This is a genomic window from Acaryochloris sp. CCMEE 5410 (assembly GCF_000238775.2).
Lineage (GTDB): Bacteria > Cyanobacteriota > Cyanobacteriia > Thermosynechococcales > Thermosynechococcaceae > Acaryochloris.
In genome coordinates this window covers 876,293-892,994 of the sequence record NZ_AFEJ02000001.1, presented here as the reverse complement: position 1 = coordinate 892,994, position 16,702 = coordinate 876,293, and the positions used below count along the sequence as shown (strand labels likewise).

Here is a 16,702-nt window from a genome sequence, read left to right as displayed (position 1 = left end):
GTAAAGGTTTGATTCAGCTCTTGGCCCCTTTATCACCAGACAAGGTGAGAAAACCCTCCATATTTTCAACTAAAGCAGGGGGCCAACGGCGAATTTCTGTTAACCAGGCTGTATCTTTATAGCGCGAATCTAGTCCAATCGCAGCCACCCAATTACTTTCTGCTTCTCCAATTTGGCCTTTGTCCCATAAAGCCGCCGTCATTGCCGCACGCATATCGGCAAACTGAGGATATTTGCGGATCAAATTTCGCATGGTTTTGATAGACTCATCCCGCTCACCCACTTGATACAACGCGAGGGCATAATTGCCTCTGGCAAATGCAAACTGGGGAGATAGCTCCATGGCCGTTTCAAAGTCTGTTAGAGCGGCATTCCAATCCCCTTGCCCTGCCTTGGCATTGCCACGATTGTTGTAAGCAGCAGCCTCCTTGGGATCTAGTTCAATTACTTTGTTGTAATCTGCGATCGCAGCTTCCCAATTCGCTAGCCCTTCCTGGACTGCACCCCGATTCAGATAAGCATCGGGTTGTTCGGGGGCAAGTTCAACGGAACGGTCATAGTCGACCAAAGCAGCCTCAAATTTCCCTTGGCTGATCTTAGAGTTACCGCGATTACTCCAGATGGCAGGATTGTTAGGCAGAAAATCAAGGGCTTCGGTCCAATATTGCTCTGCCTTGGCGAAGTTACCTTTGTTGGTGGCTTCCATGGCTGCATTGAATAGATTCTCTACTTGAGTCTCGATCTCAGCAGTATAAGCAGGTGGGGTAGATTGCTCTGGAGCAGCGAACGCCAGGTGTCCATCAAACGTCATTACAATACTGAGTAGGCACAGTAGTAGGAATAGTCTTCCTAGAATCCAACGGAAGGGATGCCTCATGGCTTGCAAAATAGTCCTTGACACTTAAAATTCCTTTTATTACCGTAACGATTTCGCTGAATTTTGTGGTTAGGGGCAACAGAGTAGTGATTAAGCCTGGGCAACTATATTGCCTCTCTCGTCAACCATTAATATTGTCAAGCAGTCATCAAAAATCTGAATTAAATCATTTTAGCCAACCTCCTGATCCCTAATCCTGCTATCTTAATTGGGGAGCAATTTTCGTAGCAGTTATCATTGCATGGGGAATACCTATCAACGGGTCCTATTAAAGCTTAGTGGCGAAGCCCTAATGGGAACTTTGCCCTATGGTATCGACCCCACCATTGTTCAGGGAATTGCCGAAGAAATCTCTGATGTCGCCAGTCGAGGCATTCAGGTCGCTATTGTGGTCGGAGGGGGCAATATCTTTCGCGGGGTGAAAGGTGCAGCCGCAGGCATGGATCGAGCAACTGCCGACTATATTGGCATGATTGCAACGGTGATGAATGCTATGACCCTGCAGGATGCCCTTGAGCAAATGAATGTACCGACTCGGGTACAAACCGCTATTTCCATGCAGGAATTAGCAGAACCCTACATTCGTCGTCGGGCCATGCGCCATCTCGAAAAAGGTCGGGTAGTTATTTTTGGTGCAGGGTCTGGCAATCCTTTCTTTACGACAGACACCACGGCAGCGTTGCGGGCGGCTGAAATCGATGCAGACATCATCATGAAGGCCACCAAGGTAGATGGGGTGTACGACTCAGATCCTAAAATCAATCCCGATGCCAAGCGATTTCAAAGTTTGACCTATGGACATGTCCTCACCCACGATCTGAAAGTGATGGACAGCACTGCGATCGCATTGTGCAAAGACAACGATATTCCTATTTTGGTTTTTGACCTATCCGTTGCTGGAAATATTCGACGGGCCCTATTGGGCGAATCTATTGGCACTATTGTGGGAGGTTCTTGTGAAGTTAGCTGAGGCCGAGACTTTAATGCAAAAGTCCATTGAGGCCATGAAGCGGTCCCTCAACACCATTCGGACGGGACGAGCCAATGCTTCTTTATTGGACCGAATTACGGTGGAATACTACGGCACAGAGACTCCCTTACGCTCTTTGGCTACCATCAGTACTCCAGATGCTAGCACCATTACCATTCAGCCCTTCGACCCCAGCAGCTTGACGGATATCGAGCGATCTATTTCTCTCTCTGATGTGGGCTTGGTGCCTAACAATGATGGCTCCGCCATTCGCCTCAATATTCCGCCGTTGACGGAAGAACGCCGTAAGGACTTCGTCAAAATGGCTGGCAAGATCGCCGAAGAAGGGAAAGTTGCCATCCGAAACATCCGACGCGATGCTATCGATACAGCCCGCAAACAGGGCAAAAGTGGCGATATCTCAGAAGACGAATCCAAGGATCTTCAAGACAAGATCCAAGGTTTAACCGATAAGTATACGGGCCAAATCGACAAGATTTTGGCTGAAAAGGAAACAGAAATCACCACGGTTTAATATGTTTGATTGCATTATTGTCGGGGCGGGGCCAGCAGGGGGTACCGCAGCCTATCACCTTGCCAAGAAAGGCCGATCGGTCCTCGTTTTAGAAAAGGAAACTTTACCGCGCTACAAACCATGCGGTGGCGGTGTGTCGCCAGTCGTCGCAGACTGGTTTGATTTTGATTTTTCTCCTGCCATATCCCTGAAGGTGAAAACGGTTCGCTACACCTGGAATATGGAAGATGTCGTGCTGGCGGATTTACAGACCCCAGAACCCATCTGGATGGTTCGCCGAGATATTTTTGATCATTTCCTGATTCAACAGGCTCAAAAACAAGGGGCAGAACTACGGGATAACACAACCGTAACTGGAATAGAATTTCAATCCGATCATTGGCAGGTGAATACGGCAAATGGTCCCGTTTCTGGGAAATATTTAATCGCAGCGGATGGAGCCAAAGGCCCCATGGCCCGGTGGTTAGGCTTTAAAGAACGCAAGCGCCAGCTGGGTGGAGCCCTAGAAGCCGAGGCCATGACGGAAATTGAGAACCCTGATACGGTTCATTTTGAATTTGGTTTGGTTAAAAACGGCTATATCTGGAACTTTCCTAAGGTAGATGGCTATTCCATTGGCATTGGCGCTTTTCGTGGGGGTGAACGCCAAGACCTGCGAGCCATCGTCACCGAATATTCGAAAATGTTTGGGGTTGATTTTACCTCGATTCGCCAGCATGGCCATCCTCTCTGTCTTTGGAATGGTGACCAAACCCTCCATACCCAGCAGGCGATCTTAGCAGGTGAGGCGGCCTGTGTCGTTGATCCCTTTACGGCGGAAGGGATTCGCCCATCTATGTTTAGCGGATTAAAAGCCTCTGAGGCCATTGATCATGCTCTATCCGGCCAAAACGACGCCCTCGACAAATATTCTGAGGTGATGGCAACAGAGTGGGGAGGGGAAATGAAGTGGGCCCAACGATTAGCCAGCGTGTTTTATCGGGTCCCCAAAATTGGCTATCAGATTGGGGTTAAGCGACCGAGTGCCACCCGCAGAATGGGTCAGCTACTCTCGGGTGAAGTCGGATACCGAGATGTCGCCAATAACGCCATCCAACGCCTAAGTAAAGGGATGATACCTGGCGTCAACTGAGATAGACGCTCCTTCCCTTAGCTTTTACGGCCATCATGTGCGCAATTTATGTCGACCCCATCCACAACAAACCTGCTGCTTAATTTAGCGTTTGAACCGGCCTTAGAAGCGCTGGGTGAAGGATTTTACGATCCAGTCATGGCAGCTGAGTTTCCCCATCACCTTTTACGATTTCGCAATGATGATGTTCTGGGTCACATGGGTCTGGATGCGAACCAGGTAAGTGATGTCGATTTTATAGAAGCCTATGGGCAATTCCAAAGTCGAGAACCCTTGCTGGCCCTGTGCTATCACGGCTATCAGTTTGGAGACTATAATCCCCGCTTAGGGGATGGGCGGGGCTTTCTGTATGGCCAGGTCCGGGGAACCGATGGAGAACTTTACGATTTAGGCACTAAGGGATCTGGAACGACGCCCTATTCCCGCAGTGCAGACGGTCGCTTAACCCTAAAAGGGGGCGTGCGGGAAGTATTGGCAGCAGAAGCCTTGCACCATTTGGGGGTGCGGTCCTCTCGTTGCTTGAGTTTAATTGAGACGGGAGAATCCTTATGGCGGGGAGATGAACCTTCACCGACCCGTTCTTCAGTAATGGTGCGGTTTAGTCGATCCCATATCCGCTTTGGCACCTTTGAGCGGTTATTGGCCCTGCAGCGACCCGACATGATCCAGCAATTACTCGATCATGTGATTCAGTATTACTATCCTCACCTGTGGCAACAACCCGATGCCTATGCTCGCTTTTATGCAGAGTTAGTCCAACGAACCGCGGAGTTAGTTGGCCAATGGATGTCTGTGGGGTTTTGCCATGCGGTCTTAAACACGGACAATATGTCAATTACAGGGGAAAGCTTTGACTATGGTCCCTATGCCTTTATTCAAACCCTAGATCCTGACTTTACCGCTGCCTATTTCGATCATTTTCGGCGCTACAGCTATGGCAACCAGCCCGGTATGTGTCATTGGAATTTGGAGATGTTGCAGCGTCCCTTGGTGGCTGTGATTCCTCAGGCGGATTTAGATGCAGGGCTTGAAACGTTTAAACCGCACTACTATTCGGCCTATCGGCAGCGGATGCTGAGGAAGTTGGGGTTTGAGCCAACAGAAACGACAGAAGCGGAAGATTTGTTGGTACAGACCTTGGATTTTTTGCAGCGATCGCAAGTCGGATACCATGACTTCTTTGCCGAATTGCGACTACAGTTTCAAGATACTTGGCGAGTTGATTCGGGCCATATATTCAGTGAATCAGAGCTATTGAGTCCGCCGCAATGGCAGGCCCAGTTGGAACAATGGCGACGGCTCTATCACAACTTGCTTCAGCAATACCCTGATACAGAAATGGACGCGATTCGACAGCGACTGCAGCAGAATCCCCTGACGGTGATTACACGCCCTCAAATTGAAGCCATTTGGGAGCCAATTGTGGCCGAGGATGATTGGCAGCCCTTTTATGATTTGCTTCAGCAATTACAACAGTCCTAGAGAATTTTCCCTCAATCACCCTACAGATTAGCTAAACTAGTGTTTGCCAATCTCGTTACCCCACTCTACGAATTCCAGACGGCTTTATCCGATGCGAACAGACTAGGCGTTCTTACGTCTTACGAGAAAAGCAAATCATCATTATTTTTAGGTTAACCACATGAAGCTTACCCTTAAGGCGATGGGCCTTTCTCTGTTCGTCATAGCCCCCGTTCTTCCCTTTCAGCCGGGTGTCTATGCTCAGCCTGATTCGCCAGCCTCTACAGGCATATTTCAGCAAAGGCAGCACGCGTTTCCTAGCCTAATTGCACAAAATGCTCGACAGAGCGAATGGGATGCCTTTTTCCGTAGCCAATACACCTATTGGGATGCTTTGGTGCTAGCCCAGTTTTGGAATCAAAATGTTGGAGAAGCTAAGGCTTATATCGGTAGAAAATTACTTTTGGGAGGAACGCCACAAGCCTTTCTAGAAAAGAATCTCATTGATGCCCGTGTTCAAGCCCTGGCCTCTGTCAATCGTTTAGAACTCTATAGCCAATCAAACTATAGCTACAGAGATGCGCAAACTTTAGCTCATTTTTGGGGTGACTCTACACCCTATGAGGCCAAACTTCGTATCGAACGCAATCTGATTCTGGGCACCGAGGCTAACGTTCGCAAAGCATTACGGATTGCTCAGGGGCCTTAAGTCACTGCTGTTGGGCAGGGGGATTGCAGACATTCTGAGGAGACAGCAGCCACTGTCCCTCAGGACAGAGCAGATATTGCATTGGACCGACAATGACGACTCTAAACTGGCGGATAGGCGTTGAAATTGAGGTATTAGCTCCAAGGGGGAAAAGTCGGTTCGATCTGGCAGTTGAGATTGCCCAGATGTACGGAGGTTCTGTCCATCGATGCTTCCACCCACAATCGGAACCCAGCTTAGTACCTGGCACACCTGTCTTTCATAACTTAACCCTGGGGTTTGAGATTCTTAACGCACATCAGCAAATCATTGCTCGATGTGTGGATGATCTCACCCTCCAGGCGGATTTAAGTCGTGATGTCCCATCCCAAGCGGGTTGGTATCGAATTATTAGTGATGATGAGCGGTTATTGCGCCTCATTCAGCGACAAGCCGACCCTGCGCAACCCTTAACCCATGTTCTGGAACCTATTGGTCGCTTATTTGGGACAACCCTCCAGCCAGGACCAGAGGGCATGGTTGGGGTCAATGACGAAACAGGGGCATCCATTGCCATTGCCGCGCCGTTACCGGGGGAGCGAGAGCGGCCCTGCGAATTAATTACGGCCCCATTGGTGAGTCAACATCAAGCGGAGTTAGACTGTTTGCTGAGTGCTGTTCGGGCCTTAGACTTTAGCGTCCCCTTAGAAGGTGCAATCCATCTGCATTTTGATGCAACAGACTTTCAGTCTACCCAGGCGATCGCTAACCTTGTGCAACTCCTGTGGCATTATGGTCCCATCCTTAAACAGCTTATGGGGACTAACCCCCACTGTCGTCGATTAGGAAGATGGCCCGCCACTTTACTCGCAGAGGTTTCTAACCCCAGTTTTCATGTTCTTCCCTGGCCTGAAGCTCAGCGCAAATTACGGCAAGTGGAGTTAACCAAATACTGTGACTTTAATCTGGTCAATTGTATTCACAATCATCCCCACAAAAATACAATTGAAGTGCGAATCTTACCGGTATGGCTGGATAGCCAACCAATCGTGGAAGCTGCAGCCTTATTCATCGCCCTTTTCCAGCGGGCACTAGACCCTGAAGGTGTTCCACTTACCCTTAGCGACCCCGAAACACCTGTCGATCTCAAGACCCTACTGGCGGCCCTCCCCCTATCGTCAACTCAGTACCAATATTGGCTAAGGTATTATCAAGATTCTAGGTAGAACCCCCTTTGCTGAGACTTCCCTCAAATCTTTGCCATAATACCTGACCATCAGGCTCAAACAGCAGAGTTAGCTAATGCGCACTAACCGAATTTCGGTGCGTTGATTGCGTGCATCGGCAGGTGAAATTCCTGGTAGGGGAGTACTGAATCCTTTCCCCTCGGCTTGAATCGTTTGCTTAATACCGAGTTGCTTCAGGTACTGGACCACAACTTGAGCTCGTTGCTGGCTTAGGGTTTGATTCAAACTGGCAGACCCGGTTTTAGAGGTATGTCCAATCACCCGGACCGCTACGGTATCGGGGTTAAATTCTGCGATTTCCTTGGATAGCTTATCTAGGGTTTGACGCCCCGTGGTGGTTAAATCAGCAGCACCGACGGCAAACTTTACTTCCCCACGTACTTTGAGATTGCCAATGCTGGGAGCAGATTTGATATCAGCGGTCGGTTTGGCTGCCGTTGGAGCGGTTGTCTTCCCTTCTAACTTTTGCGCTAGTTCTGGATTGTCGGCCCGAACGATATCAATTAATTTTTTGGTATTCTCAGCCGCTTGACTAACAAATTGAGGATCGTAGAGTTGGGCAGGGTCATCTGGCACTTGGGTTAAATTGCCCGAAAGGACTAGTACCGCAGCCGTCGCTCTGATTCGCTCGTTTAAAGTTTCTTGTTGCATCCAGCCTTGAGTTTCTAAGGCTGTAAAGAAATTAATCCCTTTTAAGACCGTGTCGGCATCCGAGGCAGCGAGATCGCCATCATTGGCAATCTGGTCTTGCAATTGGGATGTATTGCTAATGCCGGACTCGATGCGTCGATAGTAGGCGGCTAGAAAGGCCGAAATTTGTTCTGGCTGAGACTGAATCACCTTATCCGAGGCCACCAAGACATCCACGATGGTATTGGGGGCATCTTTGCTAGAAAGAACGACGGTATGGCCTTGCTTGCGCGCTTGGGAAACAAAGGGTTCCCACAAAACTGCGATCGCAACATTTTCCTTCGTATCTTGCATCAGCTTCCAGGCCTGGGAAGCGTCCTCCACCTTGATTACCCGGAAATCGGAGAGGTTAAAGGCATCAAACTTGGTATCGAGGACCAGGGCTAAATATTCGCTCGGCGTATCGCCAGCGTAAACGATGGAATATTGTTTCGACTTCCCTTGTTTAACAAGTTGGCTGAGATTAATTAAGGATTTGAGTTGAGGAAACTGGCGTGTATTCAATACCACTGCATCAGCCCCCACCGTTCGGTCGATCAGGCCAACAATTTTTCCTTTAGGCTTTTGCTTCAGAAACTGATCGAGGGTCGTAACGATAAAATCTGCTTTACCTTGCCCTAATGCCTGAGCCCGTTGGAACTGATCAAACTCATCCGCATAGTCAAGGCGGATTCCTGGTTCTCCCAACGCCTCTTGAAAGGCGTCATTACGAAAGGTACTGTAGCCGCTAAACGTATCCCCTAAGACCTTGAAGGTTCCTTTCGATCGTCTAGAACCACCATTGTCTCCTGATTGCCCTAGTAGGCTCGGCAACAGGTCCGGGGCTGTATTTTGCAACAGCAAAAGCCCGCCTGCACTCAGTCCTAAAGTTAAACCCAAAGACGCAAGGAGGGCGATATTTTTATTTTGAGGCATTGACTCACTCTAGACGTGCCACAACTAGCCATCCTAGCAAGCGTGCCCCAAAAGGCATCTTATTTAACTAAAAACATGCCTGAATGGGGAATTAATCCTCATGCTCTTCGAAGGGATCTGCCAATTGTTTGGAGGGAGGACCGAAAGCTGTATATAGGGAAACCGCAGTAAAGGCAATGGTTACAGCCAAGATGGTTATGATAAGAACTGTTGCAGGGTCAGAAAATTGCATTTTTTTATGAGTATCTTTCCTCTATAATATTACGATAAGTTAAAAAATAGTGTTGTTTGTTGTGAGCCGATAAGCTATGCCAAAACAGACCTGGTGGGGAGATGTTCTCAAAGGTAACAATAATTCCGAAGCCGGCAAATTCGTGCCTGGTTGGGGGACGACTCCAGTAATGGCTGGTTTTGTAGTCATGATTACGTTGTTGTTGCTCATTATGCTTCAAGTTTATAACCACACTATCGTCCTTGATGGTGTTGATGCAGGCTGGACCAGCCTCGGTGGTTTCGGCCAATAAGAACATCTTTTAGCATGACGTTTTTCCTGTAGGTGATACCAATTTCTCTTGAAGTTGATATCCCATCTGCCCCGGTCTTCCGGGGCTTTTTATTGTCGTGAGGTTAGATTTAGGGGAGACTCTAGAGATCCATTACAATCGAAGACTAGACCCGCTGCGATCGGAATCTTGAGGAGGACCCCATGAACGTATTTGGTATTGGCTTGCCAGAGATGGCCTTGATTATGGTCATTGCTTTGTTGGTATTTGGTCCGAAAAAACTCCCAGAAATTGGTCGGAGTATGGGCAAGGCCCTCAAAAGTTTCCAAGAAGCCTCGAAAGAATTTGAAAACGAATTTAAAAAAGAGGCGGATCGGATTAATGAGACTCTAAATGAAACGCCCATGGAAGCAACCTTAGAGACCCCCAAGCCTCAAGAACAGCCTCAGCTGGAAGGCCAAGAGATGGCTGAAGCCCCAACCGACGACGTAATGGCTGAATCTCCTGAAGTAACGAACTCCTAAATGACCGCTCCACTGATTATTCCTGAACTGATTGTCGGTTTAGGAAACCCTGGTTCCAAATATGATCGCACTCGCCATAATATTGGTTTTGCATTTATCGATCGATTGGCTCAGCACTGGCAAATTTCCTTAACTTCAGAACGGCGTTTCCAAGGTGAATACGGGGAAGGCTTGGGTGGCCAGAGTCGCCGGGTGCGCTTGCTTAAACCCCATACTTATATGAATAACTCTGGCCAATCCATTCGCGCGGTGATTGATTGGTTCAAGCTAGAGCCCACCTCTGTTTTAGTCATCTATGATGAAATGGCTTTGCCCGTTGGTAAGTTGCGACTGCGGCTGAAGGGATCTGCCGGGGGACACAATGGGATGCGCTCCATCATTTCCCATTTGGGTACACCTGAAGTACCCAGGCTACGAATTGGTATTGGCAGTCCACCCCCAGAAAGAGGCAAAGATACTATCTCTTTTGTGTTGGGACGTTTTGCCCCGCCAGAGAACCAACTGCTTCCAGCGGTTCTTGATCTCGGTGTAGATGCGGTGGAGATGGCACTCAAGAAAGGGATTGAGCAATCCATGACTCTTTTCAATGGGCGCACAGTTTCCATATCTAGTTCTGAATAAACTCAATAATCCTGAGGCGAGATTATATAAGTTGAGCCTATCGATAGGAAATTCTAATCTATTTCTAGATGACAATGACCTATGAGTCTTTCTGCGTAAGGAGTTCAAGGGTTCTTCTGCCGTTTTTTACTCTTTTTTCTAAGAACCAATGATGACTTTTTTTAGGCGCTATAACCCTCTTTCTGTATTGCTTTTAAGGTATTTGTCTTTACTGTGCTTGCCAAAATCATAATGTATCTATTTGACATTAGATAAGTAAATCATGGTCTAAATGCGTTCATTCATTACAAATCCCATTGGCCCAAACCCTATTTCAGCTTTATAAACCTTAATTTTTTGCGTAGTATCAGAGAAGAAGGTTCAACCTTGAGTTTTCCTTAAGTCTTGAAAACCCATGGCTGAGCTTTCTGAACTGCCGTTTCCACGAATTTTATTGAGGAGTACATCATGGCTACATATAAGGTCACACTGAAAAGTGCATCTGAAGGGCTAGACACTACTATCGAATGCCCTGATGACGAATATATTTTGGACGTAGCTGAAGAGCAAGGTATTGACCTTCCTTTCTCCTGCCGTGCTGGCGCTTGCTCCACCTGTGCTGGAAAAATCACTGCTGGTACTGTTGATCAGTCTGATCAATCCTTCTTGGATGATGATCAAATCGAAGCTGGCTTTGTGCTAACTTGCGTCGCTTACGCAACTTCTGATTGCACCATCGAAACTCATAAAGAAGAAGATCTCTACTAAATCCAACGCCACAGGTTGTGGCTTGTGGCTAATGGTTTGGGGCGTTGTTGAGCGCCCCAATTTTTTTTGTCGATAACGTTAAAGTAGAAGACATCGCGGTTAGTTGTTCCTAGCCCTATAAAAGGCTGATGTAATGAATGCAGTTGATTATCTTCGGATTAGTTTGATCGATCGCTGCAATTTCCGCTGCCAATATTGCATGCCCGACACCCAAGGCTTGCAATTTTTGCAGCCCACAGCCGTTCTGACAGCGACAGAACTATTGACTTTAATTCAGGACGTTTTTATCCCGTTGGGATTTGCTCGCTTCCGCCTTACAGGTGGGGAACCGCTACTGAGGCCCGATATTTTAGATATTGTGCGCGGAGTTATCGCATTGCCTCAGGTTAAAGATTTGGCGATGACGACAAATGCGTTTTTGCTTGAGCCTCTAGCTCAGGATTTATTTGGGGCTGGGCTGCACCGCATCAATATCAGCCTAGATTCCCTCGTGCCAGAGACCTTTGCCACTATCGTGGGTAGAGACTCCCAAAGCCACCAACGCTGGAATAAGGTCTGGGCGGGCATCCAAAAAGCTTATCAAGTCGGGTTTAACCCTCTTAAACTCAATGTGGTGATTATTCCTGGGGTGAATGATCATGAGGTGTTAGATCTGGCAGCTTTGACGATTGACCGCCAATGGCATGTCCGGTTTATTGAGTTTATGCCGATTGGGAATGCGGATTTGTTTTGTGATCGCGGCTGGATACCGTCAAAAGAACTCCGAACCCAAATTCGAGATCGATGGGGCCTCACAGACGGACAGGTTCAGGGCAATGGTCCCGCCGATGTATTCCAAATCCCAGGAGCCCAGGGCACTTTAGGGTTTATCAGCCAGATGTCGGAATGCTTTTGCGATCGCTGTAATCGGATGCGCTTGTCGGCGGATGGTTGGCTTCGGCCTTGTTTGTTAAATGAAACGGGACAGTTAGATTTGAAGACGGCCTTGAGGGATGGGGTGTCTACAGACGCATTAAGAGATCGTGTCCGGGAATTATTGGAACTCAAGCCAGAGATTAACTATAAGGAGCGACAATCCGGCACGATGGGAGCGGACTATAGTCGCACCATGTCTCAAATTGGTGGATAACTTGCATTGAGCCATAACGTACATCATGTTCAACGTACGTTAGAAACGACGTAGGTTTCTCTTTTCTACTGCTTCAAACGGGCTTTAATTCCGCAATAACAGGTTGGTGATCAGAACCATTGGCACGACCTGACCAAGCATCAATACAGTCAAACCCACGGCTCGTAATATGGTCGATAGGTATCTTGGCAAACCAATGAAGCAGAGAGGGTTCATAACTCCAGGTTGCCCAGATGCCTTGTCCTCGGGTTGCACTAGACAAATCTGCCTCCTGTAAGAACTGATCGAAGTAAGGCGACCAGGGAGCGGTATTGAAATCACCCAGAACGATGACGCGATTGGGAACCTGTCGAATAAATGGAGCTAAACGCTCAAACTGTTGGTTGCGAACGGCAAATGAGGATCGGGTTAGCGGAATAGGAGGATGAATCCCCACGACCGTCAGCACCTCCTGGGGTGTTTGAATCTGGGCAACCAAGCTAAACGTAAGACCATGCTCCGTCACATTAGGATATTCCGGAGTCGCCGAGAGGATGGGGTAGCGACTAAAAATAGCATTAGACCCCCGATTGGAGCGTTGACGATAGGGATAATCCAAGCGATTTTCCAAATCACGCATGGCCGACTTCGTAATCTCTGTTAGAAAAAGAATATCGGGGTCTTCCCGCTGAATAGACTGTTGAATGGCACCATAATCTTGATTTTGGGTCCAGATGTTGTAAGACATCACCCGTAACCCTGACGGTTTCGCCCCTAGGGAGGGTAATCCTAGCCATTGCATCCAAGGGGCAAGACTGATAACCAGTAACAACGACGCCAATCCAAGTCCTAGTCGCTGCCCGCGCAGGTCTAGGTGAAACAATCTAAATCCAAGACCTAAACCAGGAATCACACAAACATAAGGCCAAAACTCCATTCCCAAAGCCAATGGGAAAGAGCGATTAACGAAGGGGCATAGATAGAAAATATAAAGACAGAAGCTTAGTAGTAAGGTGGTTTGGGCAATGCCTTGTTTCAGAGTCATGCCAACGGTTTAGAGGCTGGGTATCGACAAAGATTGGTTCTGATTATACTGGGGCAATTTAGAAAACGATGTAATCTGAGCCTGCCCCTACATTCACCGAACAGGCCGAACTACATACAAAAAAGCAGTCCCCCTAACCATAGGAGGACTGCGAACCAAATAATTGAAATGCCTTAGCTCAGTAGATCCTTAGCTTTGGCGAGAACGTTCTCAACGGTAAAGCCAAACTGCTCTAGACAGGTATTTCCAGGAGCGGAGGCACCAAAACGATTGATGCTGATAGATTGACCTTCAAAGCCAATATACCGATGCCAACCGAAATCGGCTGCAGCTTCGACAGCTAAACGCTTAGTAATAGCCTTGGGTAAAACAGACTCTTTATACTCCGGCGTTTGAGCTTCAAATAACTCCCAGGAGGGCATGGAGACCACCCGAACCTTCTTGCCTTCAGACCGTAACTGCTCAGCAGCTTGCTCACAAAGGTGCACTTCACTGCCTGTCGCAATCATAATCATGTCGGGCGTGCCATCGCTGTCGGACATAATGTAAGCGCCCTTGGCCACGGCATCAATGGAGCTACCAGCTAAGTTGGGAAGGGCTTGACGAGTGAAAGCAATCAGTGTGGGGTATTTCCGATCTGCGATCGCAACTTTATACGCCCCAGAAACCTCATTCCCATCCGCAGGGCGAATCACCGTCAGGTTGGGAATGGCTCGCAAGGAAGCAATTGTTTCTACGGGTTGGTGAGTTGGACCATCTTCGCCCAAACCGATGGAGTCATGGGTCATCACGTAAATAACACCCGCTTCAGCCAAGGCAGACAGACGGATGGCTGCTCTCATATAGTCGGCAAATACCAAGAAGGTAGCGCAGTAGGGAATTAAACCGGAATTATGAAGGGCAATACCATTACAGATAGCCCCCATACCATGTTCACGGACCCCAAAGCGGAGGTTGCGATTATTGTAATCTCCCTTTTGGAAATTCCCTGAGCCTTTGATTTCAGTCAGGTTGGAGTGGGTCAGGTCAGCAGAGCCACCAATCATTTCAGGAATGGCACCTGCCAAGGCATTAATGGTGATTTCGGAGTGCTTCCGGGTGGCTAGACCTTTATCTGCTGGCGTGTAACTCGGGAGAGACTTATCCCAATCAGCGGGGAGTTCTCCTTTCAACATCCGCTCAAATTCAGCCGCTTCAGCAGGATATTGAGACCGATAGGAGGTCAGGACTGCATCCCACTCGGATTCAGCCGTAGCACCCCGATCGACGGCTTGGCGGAAATGAGATAGGACATCGTCGGGAATATCAAAGGGTTCATGGCTCCAGCCCAGATTTTCTCGGGTGGCTTTAATCTCTGCATCCCCAAGGGCGGCCCCATGAATACCCGCAGTATCGGCTCGATTGGGGGACCCGTAACCAATGGTCGTGGTCACTTTAATTAAGGACGGCTTGTCAGTTACGGCTTTCGCTGCTTCGATCGCTTTTTGAATTCCGTCTAGATCGGTGTTGCCATTCTCAACATGCTGGACATGCCAGCCGTAGGCCTCAAACCGCTTGCCCACATCTTCTGTGAAGGAAATATCTGTAGAACCATCAATGGAAATATGGTTGTCATCGTAAAGGGCAATCAGCTTACCCAACCCGAGGTGTCCGGCTAAAGAACAGGCTTCTCCCGAAACCCCTTCCATATTGCAACCATCACCCAAGATGACATAGGAGTAATGATCCACCAGGGTATGCTCTGGCTTGTTGAACTTGGCTGCCAAATGGGCTTCGGCCATGGCCAAACCGACGGCATTGCAAATCCCCTGGCCCAAAGGTCCAGTCGTTACTTCAACCCCAGGGGTTTCAAAGTTCTCAGGGTGTCCCGGAGTTTTTGAGCCCCACTGGCGGAAATTCTTAATTTCTTCAAGGGAAACGCTGTTAAACCCAGTCAGATGGAGAAGGGCATATTGCAGCATGCAGCCATGCCCTGCAGATAGAACAAATCGATCACGGTTAAACCAATAGGGATTTTTTGGGTTAAACCGCATGATGCGGTCCCACAGGACATAAGCCATTGGGGCAGCACCCATAGGTAAACCTGGGTGTCCAGATTTGGCTTTTTCGACGGCATCAATAGCCAAAAAACGAATTGCATTAATACAAAGTTCGTCTAGGGATTGGGTCGCAACAACCATAAGCTTGAATTTAAGTATTTACTGAACTGCAAGAAGGGATAAGCGGCAAGAGAACGGTGTTGTCTTTATTCTCTATGGGCGTCAAAAAGAGGCTTGGTACAGACAAGCCTCAAATACAGATGCCATATCGGCAAGGGAGTCCAACATTAATCGACATACTTTCGGAAGGCGAGGGTAACATTGTGACCGCCAAAACCAAAGGAATTGGAAAGGGCAACATCCACCGTTAATTGGCGGCTGGTATGGGGGATATAGTCTAGATCGCATCCTTCGTCAGGATTGTCCAGGTTAATGGTCGGTGGAACTTGATCATTGGCAATGGCCATGGCAGTCGCTACCGCTTCAATTCCGCCAGATCCGCCGAGTAGATGCCCCGTCATCGATTTGGTGGAACTAATGGCTACTCGATAAGCATTATCACCTATTGCATGCTTGATTGCAGCGGTTTCCGTTGTATCGTTGGCGTTAGTGCTGGTACCGTGGGCGTTGATATAGCTGATTTGATCCGGGGTGAGGTTCGCGTCTTTAAGGCATAGCTCAATGGCTCGGGCTGCACCTACACCACCCGGGGAAGGCGAAGTCATATGGTGGGCATCGCAAGTGACCCCATAGCCAATCAGTTCCGCATAAATTTTGGCACCTCGGGCTAGGGCATGCTCTAGTTCCTCGATCACAAGAATTCCCACGCCTTCACCAAGGACAAAACCATCTCGATCTTTATCAAAGGGACGGCTCGCTTTCGTGGGCTCATCATTGCGGGAGGACAGGGCTCGACAGGCCGCAAATCCAGCCATAGACAAAGGAGTGACCGCAGCTTCCGTACCGCCACAGATCATGGCTTTGGTATAGCCACGCTGGACAAATCGAAAAGCATCACCAATAGCATTAGAGCCAGCCGCACAGGCCGTCACGGAACAGGAGTTGGGACCTTTAGCACCGACATGAATGGCCGTTAATCCCGCTGCCATGTTGGCAATCATCATCGGAATCATAAAGGGACTACAGCGATCTGGCCCTTTGGTCAGGTAGATTTCCTGCTGATCTTCTAAGACTTTCAGGCCTCCAATGCCGGTACCGATGATAATGCCGATATCATTCGCATTGCTATCGTCAATGGTGAAGTTGGCATCCGCTAGGGCTTGTTTACTGGCAGATACGGCAAATTGGGCAAAGCGATCCATGCGCTTGGCATCTTTGCGATCCATATAGTCTTGGGGATCGAAGCCTTTGACTTCTCCAGCGATGCGGCAGGCATGCTTCGCTGCATCAAATCGGGTGACGGGGCCTATTCCACTGCGACCTGCAAGCAACCCATCCCAATATTCAGAAAGGGTATTCCCCAATGGAGTGATGGCCCCCAGCCCTGTAATTACAACGCGCTTAGGCTCTAGGTTAGTCATGGTGGTCACATGTGATCAGCATAGGATGAAAATATTGAGGGGTTAGCAATCGTGCTGCA

17 protein-coding genes are annotated in these 16,702 nt (G+C 48.5%); 11 read left to right on the top strand and 6 right to left on the bottom strand.

The window, feature by feature from the left end; genetic code table 11:
* Positions 1-13: 13 nt before the first annotated feature.
* Positions 14-877, bottom strand: a complete 864-nt coding sequence (locus ON05_RS03865) for a tetratricopeptide repeat protein (RefSeq protein ID WP_029315466.1) — start codon at positions 875-877, stop codon at positions 14-16.
* Between the two features lie 241 nt (positions 878-1,118).
* Between ON05_RS03865 and pyrH the strand changes: the two genes are divergently transcribed.
* The 6 genes from pyrH (at position 1,119) to ON05_RS03835 (ending at position 6,889) form a co-directional block, all read left to right on the top strand.
* Entirely contained in the window at positions 1,119-1,847 is a 729-nt protein-coding gene (pyrH, locus tag ON05_RS03860) for a UMP kinase (protein ID WP_010477337.1), read from the top strand.
* Positions 1,834-2,382: a ribosome recycling factor gene (frr, locus tag ON05_RS03855; RefSeq protein WP_010477336.1), complete on the top strand. Its 549-nt coding sequence runs from the start codon at positions 1,834-1,836 to the stop codon at positions 2,380-2,382. Before pyrH ends, frr begins: the two co-directional genes overlap by 14 nt.
* Position 2,383: 1 nt before the next feature.
* Positions 2,384-3,514 carry a geranylgeranyl reductase family protein gene (locus ON05_RS03850; protein WP_010477334.1) on the top strand — a complete coding sequence of 377 codons (1,131 nt, stop codon included), beginning with the start codon at positions 2,384-2,386 and terminating at the stop codon, positions 3,512-3,514.
* Positions 3,515-3,562: 48 nt separating this feature from the next.
* Complete coding sequence (locus ON05_RS03845; RefSeq protein WP_010477332.1) at positions 3,563-4,996, top strand: YdiU family protein; 1,434 nt, start codon at positions 3,563-3,565, stop codon at positions 4,994-4,996.
* Between the two features lie 160 nt (positions 4,997-5,156).
* Entirely contained in the window at positions 5,157-5,684 is a 528-nt protein-coding gene (locus ON05_RS03840; RefSeq protein ID WP_010477330.1) for a hypothetical protein, read from the top strand.
* A 92-nt stretch (positions 5,685-5,776) separates the two neighbouring features.
* The gene (locus ON05_RS03835; RefSeq protein WP_010477328.1) at positions 5,777-6,889 is read left to right on the top strand and encodes an amidoligase family protein; all 1,113 of its coding nucleotides are present in this window, start codon (positions 5,777-5,779) and stop codon (positions 6,887-6,889) included.
* A gap of 69 nt (positions 6,890-6,958) precedes the next feature.
* Here the strand turns inward: ON05_RS03835 and ON05_RS03830 are convergent, their stop codons facing one another.
* Entirely contained in the window at positions 6,959-8,515 is a 1,557-nt protein-coding gene (locus ON05_RS03830; protein ID WP_010477327.1) for a phosphate ABC transporter substrate-binding/OmpA family protein, read from the bottom strand.
* A gap of 91 nt (positions 8,516-8,606) precedes the next feature.
* On the bottom strand, positions 8,607-8,747 hold the full coding sequence (gene psbN / locus ON05_RS03825) for a photosystem II reaction center protein PsbN (RefSeq protein ID WP_010477325.1): 141 nt from the start codon (positions 8,745-8,747) through the stop codon (positions 8,607-8,609).
* Between the two features lie 76 nt (positions 8,748-8,823).
* Here psbN and psbH point away from each other — a divergent pair, with 76 nt between their 5' ends.
* The 5 genes from psbH to moaA all read left to right on the top strand — a co-directional run bounded on the left by psbH (position 8,824) and on the right by moaA (position 12,039).
* Entirely contained in the window at positions 8,824-9,039 is a 216-nt protein-coding gene (gene psbH, locus ON05_RS03820) for a photosystem II reaction center phosphoprotein PsbH (RefSeq protein ID WP_010477322.1), read from the top strand.
* 182 nt (positions 9,040-9,221) lie between these two features.
* On the top strand, positions 9,222-9,542 hold the full coding sequence (locus ON05_RS03815) for a TatA/E family twin arginine-targeting protein translocase (protein WP_010477319.1): 321 nt from the start codon (positions 9,222-9,224) through the stop codon (positions 9,540-9,542).
* Entirely contained in the window at positions 9,543-10,163 is a 621-nt protein-coding gene (gene pth / locus ON05_RS03810) for an aminoacyl-tRNA hydrolase (protein WP_010477318.1), read from the top strand.
* Positions 10,164-10,610: 447 nt separating this feature from the next.
* Positions 10,611-10,910, top strand: a complete 300-nt coding sequence (locus ON05_RS03805; protein WP_010477315.1) for a ferredoxin — start codon at positions 10,611-10,613, stop codon at positions 10,908-10,910.
* A gap of 133 nt (positions 10,911-11,043) precedes the next feature.
* Positions 11,044-12,039, top strand: coding sequence for a GTP 3',8-cyclase MoaA (gene moaA / locus ON05_RS03800; RefSeq protein WP_010477313.1), 996 nt, complete (start codon positions 11,044-11,046; stop codon positions 12,037-12,039).
* 73 nt (positions 12,040-12,112) lie between these two features.
* On the opposite strand, the gene ON05_RS03795 is transcribed toward moaA, so the two are convergent.
* The 3 genes from ON05_RS03795 to fabF all read right to left on the bottom strand — a co-directional run bounded on the left by ON05_RS03795 (position 12,113) and on the right by fabF (position 16,643).
* Positions 12,113-13,063 (bottom strand): endonuclease/exonuclease/phosphatase family protein, encoded by a 951-nt coding sequence (locus tag ON05_RS03795; protein ID WP_010477312.1) that lies wholly within the window; start codon positions 13,061-13,063, stop codon positions 12,113-12,115.
* 173 nt (positions 13,064-13,236) lie between these two features.
* On the bottom strand, positions 13,237-15,243 hold the full coding sequence (gene tkt, locus ON05_RS03790; protein ID WP_010477310.1) for a transketolase: 2,007 nt from the start codon (positions 15,241-15,243) through the stop codon (positions 13,237-13,239).
* 146 nt (positions 15,244-15,389) lie between these two features.
* The gene (gene fabF, locus ON05_RS03785; RefSeq protein WP_010477308.1) at positions 15,390-16,643 is read right to left on the bottom strand and encodes a beta-ketoacyl-ACP synthase II; all 1,254 of its coding nucleotides are present in this window, start codon (positions 16,641-16,643) and stop codon (positions 15,390-15,392) included.
* Positions 16,644-16,702 lie beyond the last annotated feature (59 nt).